At 34.4% G+C, this 10,123-nt stretch carries 9 protein-coding genes and 1 pseudogene; 2 read left to right on the forward strand and 8 right to left on the reverse strand.

The window, feature by feature from the left end; translation table 11 throughout:
- Positions 1-64 precede the first annotated feature (64 nt).
- The 4 genes and pseudogenes from ABD792_RS10760 to ABD792_RS10775 all read right to left on the reverse strand — a co-directional run.
- Complete coding sequence (locus ABD792_RS10760) at positions 65-799, reverse strand: NYN domain-containing protein (protein WP_345006020.1); 735 nt, start codon at positions 797-799, stop codon at positions 65-67.
- A 5-nt stretch (positions 800-804) separates the two neighbouring features.
- Positions 805-999, reverse strand: a complete 195-nt coding sequence (gene rpsU / locus ABD792_RS10765) for a 30S ribosomal protein S21 (protein ID WP_345006013.1) — start codon at positions 997-999, stop codon at positions 805-807.
- A gap of 51 nt (positions 1,000-1,050) precedes the next feature.
- On the reverse strand, positions 1,051-1,245 hold the full coding sequence (locus ABD792_RS10770; RefSeq protein WP_345006014.1) for a cold-shock protein: 195 nt from the start codon (positions 1,243-1,245) through the stop codon (positions 1,051-1,053).
- A gap of 922 nt (positions 1,246-2,167) precedes the next feature.
- Positions 2,168-2,476 (reverse strand): annotated as a pseudogene (locus tag ABD792_RS10775) (site-specific integrase); the annotation flags it as partial.
- 104 nt (positions 2,477-2,580) lie between these two features.
- Between ABD792_RS10775 and ABD792_RS10780 the strand changes: the two are divergent.
- Positions 2,581-3,920, forward strand: a protein-coding gene (locus tag ABD792_RS10780; protein WP_425568146.1) for an IS3 family transposase whose coding sequence is annotated in 2 segments (ribosomal slippage) — positions 2,581-2,919 and positions 2,922-3,920 — 1,338 coding nt in all. Because the reading frame shifts where the segments join, the coding sequence is not laid out codon by codon here.
- Between the two features lie 135 nt (positions 3,921-4,055).
- Here ABD792_RS10780 and ABD792_RS10785 read toward each other — a convergent pair.
- The 3 genes from ABD792_RS10785 to ABD792_RS10795 all read right to left on the reverse strand — a co-directional run bounded on the left by ABD792_RS10785 (position 4,056) and on the right by ABD792_RS10795 (position 6,431).
- Positions 4,056-4,331 carry a hypothetical protein gene (locus ABD792_RS10785; RefSeq protein ID WP_345006015.1) on the reverse strand — a complete coding sequence of 92 codons (276 nt, stop codon included), beginning with the start codon at positions 4,329-4,331 and terminating at the stop codon, positions 4,056-4,058.
- A gap of 378 nt (positions 4,332-4,709) precedes the next feature.
- On the reverse strand, positions 4,710-5,105 hold the full coding sequence (locus ABD792_RS10790) for a hypothetical protein (protein ID WP_345006016.1): 396 nt from the start codon (positions 5,103-5,105) through the stop codon (positions 4,710-4,712).
- 81 nt (positions 5,106-5,186) lie between these two features.
- Complete coding sequence (locus ABD792_RS10795; protein ID WP_345006017.1) at positions 5,187-6,431, reverse strand: site-specific integrase; 1,245 nt, start codon at positions 6,429-6,431, stop codon at positions 5,187-5,189.
- Between the two features lie 817 nt (positions 6,432-7,248).
- Here ABD792_RS10795 and ABD792_RS19190 point away from each other — a divergent pair.
- Positions 7,249-7,539 carry a carboxypeptidase-like regulatory domain-containing protein gene (locus ABD792_RS19190; RefSeq protein WP_425568147.1) on the forward strand — a complete coding sequence of 97 codons (291 nt, stop codon included), beginning with the start codon at positions 7,249-7,251 and terminating at the stop codon, positions 7,537-7,539.
- Positions 7,540-7,730: 191 nt separating this feature from the next.
- On the opposite strand, the gene ABD792_RS19235 is transcribed toward ABD792_RS19190, so the two are convergent.
- The coding region (locus tag ABD792_RS19235) for a T9SS type A sorting domain-containing protein (RefSeq protein ID WP_345006019.1) at positions 7,731-10,123 on the reverse strand (2,393 nt) is incomplete at its 5' end.

Consider the following 10,123-nt stretch of genomic DNA (forward strand, 5'->3'; position numbering starts at 1 on the left):
ACACTTTAATATACTAAATATTCTGCTTTTTCTATACCAAAAAATCGCTTTTCTTACGTCGAACTCAGGTTCTAACATAAATAAGCTTTTGATTACTTTTTGGAAGTTTTCTTGGTTCTATTTCGAATTTGCTTATTGAGTTGATTAATGGGGTTAATTTTTGAAAACCATAATTTCTTGGATCAAAATTTGGTTGTTTCTTTTGAAGTAAAGTACCAACCTCACCTAAAAAAGCCCAACCATCGTCATCTTCTAAATCGGAAATTGTAGTTTTAATTAGATTCACAACTGCCGGCGTAATTTCATCAACTTTAGGTTTTTGCACTCTGGTTTGAGTTGTATTATTGGTTTCCTGTTCGCTCTCTTTTTTTAGTATTTCTAAATAGATAAATTTATCACAAGCAACTATAAATGGGTTTGGGGTTTTCTTCTCTCCTATACCATATACAACCATTCCAGCTTCTCTTAGTCTTACAGCCAGTCTTGTAAAATCGCTATCACTGGAAACCAAGCAGAAGCCATTTACTTTTTTGGAATATAAAATATCCATGGCATCAATAATCATAGCAGAATCTGTGGCATTCTTTCCAGTTGTATAGCCATATTGCTGTATTGGGGTAATGGCATTTTCAAGCAGCACTTTTTTCCACTTATTTAGACTAGGCTTTGTCCAATCACCATAGATTCTTTTCAAAGTTGGATTACCATATTTAGCAATTTCTTCAAAAAGTTCCTTAACGTAATTCGAAGGAATATTGTCTCCATCTATTAAAACTGCTAAATGTTGATTATTGTCCATCATACTCAAATTTCTTGTGACCGCTTGTATTCTTCCTTGTATTTTGCTCTGGTAATTTCTTCTCTCCTTTTAGTGGATTTTTTAGTAAAAACCTTTTTACTCCTTAATTGCTGTAGTTGTTTAGTGTTTCTTACTTTGCGTTTGTATCGCTTTAAAGCACTTTCAATTCTTTCTCCAGACTTAATGTTTATAATGAGCATCCTTATCTTTTTTTAAATTGATTAAATTATAATTGCTTTCAGGCATATAAATTAATTGATGAGTATAACGTTAATAGCGTTCAAGCCCTTTTTACCCCGTTCAGTGTGGAATTTAACTTTGTCATCTTCGCTGATTCGGTCGATTAATCCTGATTCATGAACAAAAATATCTTCTCCACTTTCTGTAGTTGTAATAAACCCAAACCCTTTGGTTCTGTTAAAGAACTTTACTTTTCTTTCTTTCATAATTTTTAAATTTGATTAGGTATTATTATCCATATGAGCTAAAAAGAGTTAATAATTAGCCTAATATTGAAACCTCTTGATAACTGTATAATATTGTCAGCAATAAAAATTAAAATAGAAAGGGGATAAATGGAAGTATAAAAATCTTTGCTAAAGAAATAGTCTCGCTAATTACCACAAAGGACAACATTTAAACTGGAATAATCTAATTTATAATACTTTATTTAATATGAGCTGTTTATTTCGTTGCTAATAGAAACCTTACCAGAAAAAATAACCATCTAGTTTGAGCACATAATTGAGCTCTCAGAAATTGAAGAACATAAAATTCAACTATAATAGGGATTCCACAGATTTTAAGGTGATCCATCGCAGACCTATAGTAACTGTGCCAAATTTGTTGAATAAAATTGATTCAAAAAAACTGATCTTACCCTACTTGGGATCAGCTCGTTTCTTTTGGTCTTGGTAAAATCTATCATCACCATCAAAGTTGTGTTGCCATTTTCAATAACCTTTTAAGCTTATTGTACCCTGTGGCAACTCAGGACGCACAGCAAGAGGGTAGCGTGCTGGCGCAACGCTACGTTTCGTATGCTTCGCAAAGTCCCTGTTTATAGGGTGTTTGAAAAACGTTGATTTTTTCGTAAAAAAATTATAGATTGGTTCAGTTTGATGCGTTTTGTATGTTTACTAACGCACTCGCTTTGGGCGAGTTTGTTTCATTTTTAAAATATCGAATTCTCCTTGCTCTACATAGAATTAATTTGAAAAAAGTTTTTAAATATCCAGCCTCTAAATCCGATACTTTAAAAACGGATGTATTTGTTGGTTAAACAACTTTTAAACGCTGCGACCTTCGGGAGCAGTCAAGATTGTGTCCACAGACACACATCTTGAATTCCCTATCTGCTATGTTTTTTTAACTGGTAAGCGTTATCGTCTTTTCTGCTTTTTTTATTTCCATGCGTTTGAGCAAACTTTGAATATCTTCACTTATCTTAGATTCTAAAACCCTTGCATAGATTTGTGTGGTAGATAGTTTGGTGTGTCCCAATAGCTTTGACACAGTTTCTATCGGTACGTCATTGGATAGCATCACCGTTGTTGCAAAGGTATGTCTGGCTACATGGAACGTTATATTCTTATGTATACCACAATCTTTGGCTATCTCTTTTAGGTATTTATTTGTTTTTTGGTTTGAGCTTATTGGTAAAATCACTTTTGAGCCTGTTCGGTTTTGGTATTTGTTTAACGTCAGCAAAAAGTGAACTTTTCTAGGTTGATTTTTAAGAGAGAAAAAAGATTATAATTTTAACCTTAAAAATCATTACAATGAACAGAGAACACAATGCAAAATCATTAATCAAAACCGTAAAACGCAAGACACGTAAACTTTATAGCACAGAAGAAAAAATACGCATAGTTATAGAAGGGATACGGGGAGAATACACCATTGCAGAGCTTTGTAGAAAGGAAGGTATAACTGATGGCACTTACTATAAGTGGACCAAGGATTTTATGGAAGCAGGCAAGAAACGCTTAAGCGGGGACACCATGCGAGAAGCCAATACTACAGAGGTCAATGAATTAAAACAAGAGAATAGCTCCTTAAAAGAACTGGTGGCAGAACTTTCCTTAGAGAACAGGGTATTGAAAAAAAACTTAAATGGCGACATTTAAAAAAGAGAAAGTACATGCATTACAGTCCAAGTGAAAAATACGAGATTATTCGCCTTGTGGAACAATCAGAATTAGGGGTTACCAGAACCCTTAAAGAACTTAAAATCAATAAGACCACATTCTATAATTGGTATAATGCCTATTTAGAAAAAGGTTATGGTGGATTAGTTAGAAAGCGTTCTAAATCCAATACAGCATGGAACAAAATCAATGAAGCCGATAGGGATAAAGTGGTAGAGCTTGCTTTGGAAAATCCTGAACTGTCCTCTAGGGAACTGGCATGGTTTATCACCGACACCTATAAGTATTACATCAGTGAATCCAGTGTGTACCGCATCTTAAAGGCCAATGGTTTAATATCCGTGCCAGCCTTTAGAATGTCCAGTGCTTCCGATAGCTTTAAAGATAAAACCACGGCTGTTAATCAAATGTGGCAAACCGACTTTACTTACTTTAAAATTGTAGGTTGGGGATGGTACTACCTGTCTACCGTTTTAGATGATTACAGCCGTTATATTGTGCATTATAAACTCTGTTCCACCATGAAAACAGAGGAGGTCATGCATACCATAGACCAAGCGCAAATAAAGGCACAAGTATTAAACAACAATACCAAGCCCAAATTATTATCTGATAACGGTTCCTGTTACATCTCCAATGAGCTGGCAACCTATTTGCAAGACAATAATATCAAACATGTAAGAGGTCGTCCTTTACATCCTCAGACACAGGGTAAGATTGAAAGATACCACCGTTCCATGAAAAATATAGTAAAACTAGACAATTATTATACTCCTGGCCAATTAGAAAAAGCATTGGAAAAGTTTGTTCAGCACTATAACTTTAACCGTTATCATGAAGCCATTAACAATTTAACACCAGCACAGGTCTATTTTGGAAAGGGTAAAATGATACTGAACCAACGTAATAAAACGAAAATCAAAACATTAAACGACAGAAAAAAACAATATCAAAAATTTAGCTTAAATTAGCATTAAACCCTCTCTTAAATTTTAAACCAAAAAGTTCAAATTTATCTGAAGACTTACATGTAATTAAATAGAAACAACTCTAAAATTCATTTTACAGATAAAAAAATCAGTAATAGCATTCCATTGAGAATACTACTATTCTGAAAGCTTCTCTATAACTGTTATGAAGCCTTCAAAATTCATATAAACGATAGAATACTTATCTTCATTAAGAGACTTAAAATCGGTGTACACCACGCCATCATTTTTTAATCTAATTAAAAACTCTGGATCAAAATTATAAGCTGATTTCACGTAACCATGTAGATCAATCATTCTCATAAATAGTTGCTCCTTTTCTGAATAAGCATTTAATGACGTTTCTGGAAAATCCTTCAAATAGTGTTTAAAATAAGTAGATGTTTTTTCCACTGCAGGCAGTTATTTTTTCCGTTTTTTCAATATAGACCCCGACAACCATGCCACAAACCCTTGAACAGTTCTACGGTGTTCTTATACAATTTTATGCTTAAAACCGGCGTTTCACATGTTTCAGTATTGATTTTTTCCTTGATTATGTTAATGCATCCCAGTGCTAATCGGCGTTTCCAAGGGTATTAACATAATTTTGGTATCTGCCCTAAAGAACAAATATGACTCACAACACATTAACAAGCTGATTATCAACTATATATGTAAATATAAAATATCGCAATGTCGCTTTAGCGCATTGCCCTCTTGCTCTTCAAACTTTGCCACTACGTAACTAAGTTTTCCAGACAACCTGATTTAAAAATCAGTTGCTTCTTCTCATTTAGTTGACCACCAACCAAAAATAGAATTTAAGAGTCCCAATAAGCCAATTATAAAAGGTAAAGTGAATTTCCAAAAGCTAAAATTTCTGTACCAAACTTTATTGTAGAAAACTTTGTCTATAACATATGATCTACCCGAGTCTTTAATAATATAAGAATGTGATTTATTCTCTTTATCTTCTTTTAATTTTTCTATTAGTTGACTATTAACAAGAGAATCACATAAATCCTGAACTCTATCTGAACTTAATTTAGCTTTTTTAGAAAGTTGAATAATTGTTAAAGATCGTCCATGCGGTGTAACTATTGTTCCACCTCTCGATTTTTCTTCTCCCTGATCCCAATGTAATTTAAGCTCGGTAAGGATTTTATGTTTTGAATTATAGTTCATTACAAATGGTTTAAAACACTAATAACGGAAAAATAATAGCCTTGACAAAGTGTATAGTGAAAAACGCCTAAAGAAAATGCTTTAGCCCATAACTTTACTTTTATTTAACTTAAATCTCTCCAACAAATTGTTTATATCTTGACTTATCTTACTCTCTACTACCCTTGCATATAACTGAGTGGTTGTAAGTTTGGAATGTCCCAACAATTTTGACACCGTTTCAATAGGAACACCATTGGAAAGCATGACCGTTGTAGCAAAAGTGTGTCGGGCTACGTGAAAAGTAATATTTTTGTGAATATTACATAATCCTGCTATCTCCTTCAAATACTTATTGGTCTTTTGATTGGAATTTACTGGCAATAAATATCCCGTTAAATCCGTCTCCTGTAAGGTTCTGTATTTTTCAATAATTTCCATCGCCTGGGGCAACAAGGGTACTTTTACCCGTTCGTCCGTTTTTTCCCTTTTGGTGTATATCCAATACTTACCATCAATACCCTTTACTATGTTATCTTCGGTAAGCTCCTTAACATCTACATAAGACAAGCCTGTATAGCAGGAAAACACAAAGCAATCCTTTACTCGCTGTAATCGTTCACTTTTAAATTCTATACCTACTAATAGTTCCAGTTCCCTTTCACATAAAAAAGCCCTATCGTATTTCTGGTACTTTAATTGGAATTGGTTAAACGGGTTTTTGTGCATCCATTCCAGTTTAACGGCAAGGTTTACCATTTTCTTAAAACGCTCCAAATGTTTCATCACCCCATTATTTCCCAACATCAATTGTTTCTTGGAGTTCTTGTAATTGCGTAGGAAATGCTCAAAATCGGTTACAAATTCGTAGTTCAATTGTTTCAGGTATATGTCCTTTAATCTTCTTTTCCTTAGCAGAAATTTGTACAAGTATTTCTCGGTAGTATAATAATTTTTCATTGTCCCCCTTTTCAGAACAAATGCCATATTCCCGTGATGGTATGCAATGAGTTCCCGTAGGGTCTTACTGTTATCGTCTTCTCCTAAATATCGGGCTTTGATGGCTTCTGAGGATATAAACTTATCCTCAGCCAAGAGTTCTTTATGGCATTCCAATAACTTGTTATATACTTCATCCAAGTAGGCATTTAAAGTTCTTACCTTTTGGGAATTGCCTCTGCCGCGACTTTTGTTACTATCCCAATCTTTAATTGGTATAACGCGCTTTAAACTTATTTCAGAACGCTTTCCGTTAATTGTGATACGTACATAGATGGAAAGTTGATTCGGATTGCTTCTTGATTTTCTGGTAAAGAAAATTACCGTAAAAGTGTGTTTTGTTTTCATTTTCAATGACTTTGAGTTAAACAATATTGTTAAATCGAAAGTCAAATCATACCCGAAAGTTCTCTAAAGATAGTACATTTTTGATGAAACATTGCACACCTAATTGCACACCTTTTATATGGTTTTAAATGAAATCAATTGAATGCATAAAAAACAAAAAACACTGAAAATCATACGATTAACAGTGTTTTGCCATGACCTATTTCTAGGTTCGTCGGGGTGGCAGGAAGACCTACAACTCCCATTATATTAGTAAAATCAATAAGTTCAAATTCTAATTAATAATTGGTAACCGAATAGGTAACTTATTTGATAAGAACTTTTGCTTTGTTTTACCTCTTTATTAAGGTGGTGCAAATATAATAGCCCAATTTCTATTATACAAGATAAATTTTAGTATTTTTTATAAAATGATTCTCCTCAAAATTATTAGTTAAATCAGAAATTCTTTAAGTGTTTACTTCATAACCATTTAGTAATTCTAATATTAGAAAGTCTTTGGATTGTCTTTATACAACTCCTCTAATAAATAATATATAAAACTTCATAAACGTCAATCAGAAATAGAATTCACAATCTTGACAAAAATTTTACTTATGTGGAAAGTAATAACATGACAAAAGTCATAAAATTACGACATAAAAAGCTATACATTAGCAATATTTAAAAGATGTATTTTCCTGCTTTTAAATAAAAATATTAACTCACAAAAGTAGTCTTAATTAGTGACGATAATTTTTACAAAATGGTTACTTAAAAATTAACATTATGACTAAATAAAAATATCATTTAATAAATACAAAAAGCATTTTATTTTATGAGAGTTACAGCCCAAAAATTACTATTATTCCTATTTCTACCATATTATACGTATTCTCAATATGAAGTAATTGGGGTTGTGAAAGATTCCACAAATAACCCTATTGAATTTGCAAATGTCGTCTTAACCAATGAGCTAAATAAAATTGTTGTAGGAACCATCACAAATAAAGAAGGACAATTCAAATTATCAACTAGAAAAGGCGACTACAAATTAGTGACCTTGTCTTACCTTTGTTTTTTAATCCATTTATTCTGCAATATTGTTCAATTGTTCAAGTTCATTTAAGTCCAATTCAACGTCCTTGACTTTTAGTCCATTGTTTAAGGGTTCTTTCTCTTTGCGCTAAGGTATGATTTATACCACTCCTTCCATGTATCGAACATACTGTCTCTGTCTTCAATCATTTATAAGAACTTTTCCTTTTACTTCGCAGCATCGTAACACGTCGTGAGAAATTCTTTAGATTAAATATTTGACTAATACTTTTTTGAGGAAACCACGCGTTTAATAAATACTTCTCTAGATGTTATTAACCTAATAAAATACATTTGATCATCAAACCTTGAAAAATCCATTTTAACACGGTTCATATTGCCTTGGGATTTATAAGTTTCAACCAAAGTTCCTTTAGCATCAAATACCTCTAAGGTTACATCGGTCTCATATTCAAATCTATAATCAATAGTTAACTCACTGTCGTACGGCACTGGATAGGCCTTAACCGATGTCTGTTTCAATAAACTACTTTCGTCCGTTTTATTTGTTTCGTTACTAGAACAAGTAATCTTATTTCTCTTAGGTGAATACGTTCCCGTATTTGTACCATCATAACAATCCGTACAGAAGGTTTCACATACAACGGCATGAGCGATAACATAAAGCCCCGCAGTAGTATCCACCTTAATAGGTCCTATAGAATAAGACGACACATAATCCAAACCATCTGCTTTAAATGGATATTGACCAGGCGCAACCGTTTCCACTTTACCTTTTTTCGGGTAAGGATCACAACCTATATATAAATGTACCTCACTTATACCATAATAATGTGTTACATTATAAGTTACGGTCATTTCTCCATTTTGGTAATCTATAGTCACATCGCCAGCAAGGATTCCTTTAGTGGTATCACATAAACCAGCACCAATATATAGATCCATAGTATAAGTTCCTTCTGTACCTATATAATTGGTCCAACCCCAATTATCAAAACCATTATCTATGAAACAGGTAGCTCCTGTATTGTTCAATCCATAACCTGTTTCGCAATTATAGAAACTATCATCACATACATCACCTATACCGTCATGATCTGTATCAGACTGGTCTGGATTATATGCTTCAGGACAGTTATCCATACAATCACTCACACCATCATCATCTGTATCAACTGTATCATCTAATCCCAAACAAACGTCACAGGCATCACCAACTCCATCACCATCAGTATCCTCTTGGTTTGGATTGTAGGTATTCAAACAATTATCAACATCGTCACAAATACCATCTTGATCACTATCTGTACAAGGTGATCCACAAACTACGGCATGTGCAATCAGATAAATACCATTGGCATCATAAGCACTAGCATCAATAGGGCCAACCACATAAGTCGAAGTATCATTCAGACTTCCGGAATTATAAGGATACTGACCAGGCGCCACGGTAGGATTGCTTCCAATAAATGGATATGGTGTACTTCCTATATAAACATGAGCTTCACTAATTGAATATCCTGCAAATACATGATAAATCAACGTTACATTTCCATTAAAATAATCTACAATCATATTACCCACATGTACTCCCTTATCCACATAACACAATCCTGCTCCCGAATAAAGCTCCATTGTATAACTTCCTTCAGCATCGAAGTGGTTAGTCCATCCCCATCTGCTAAATCCATCCCCAATGAAACAGGAATTAGATTCACCATACTGGGCAAATGCAGTATCACAACCGCCATTATCTCCATCACCTTCACACTCGTCTTGGATCACTTCAACTGTATCCGTATCAGAACATCCTTCTGCAGTAGTCACCGTTAAAGTATAAATGCCAGGCTCCATCACTGTGGGATCCTGTTCATTCGACATAAAGTCGTTAGGTCCTGTCCAATAATACGTAACATTTTCAATATTACTGCTACCATACAGCACAACCCCTTCTTCGTCCATTCGTTCATAACACACATCCTCTGGATAATCTGGATCTCCATTGTTATTACAATCACCACAAGCTACTGCATGGGCAATCACATAAATACCGTTGGCATTATAAGCACTTACATCAATAGGGCCAATCTCATAAGTTGAAGTACCACTCAAACTTCCTGAATTATAAGGATATTGCCCAGAAGCAACAGTTTGCTTGTCTCCAATAACCGGATATGGCGTACTGCCCACATAAAGATGAGCTTCACTTATTACATAGCCCTCAACAAGGTTATAACTAACAATCACTTGTCCACTGTTATAGTTAACGGTAACATCTCCCACATAAACTCCCTTATCCAAATCACATTGACCAGTACCAGCGTACACTTCCAAAGTATAAAGCCCTTCGGTTTCAAAATAATTGGTCCAGCCCCATCGGCTAAATCCATCCTCAAGGAAACAGGTATTAGATTCACCATACTGGGCAAATGCTGTTTCACAACTTCCAGGATTGTCAGCATCGCACTCCAAAATAACATCATTACCTGCATTGGCCTCTGGTTCAACTCCCGTGTTATCCCACTGGCAGGTCGTATCGTTGAACACGTAGTCGTCCCAACAGTTCACCATGGCCGGCTCTTCTGGCTGTGTGCCTTGGTTCTCCCACATACAGGTCGTATCGTTGAACACATAGTCGTCCCAGCAGTTTACAG

It is taken from the genome of Snuella lapsa (genome assembly GCF_039539345.1).
GTDB lineage: Bacteria > Bacteroidota > Bacteroidia > Flavobacteriales > Flavobacteriaceae > Snuella > Snuella lapsa.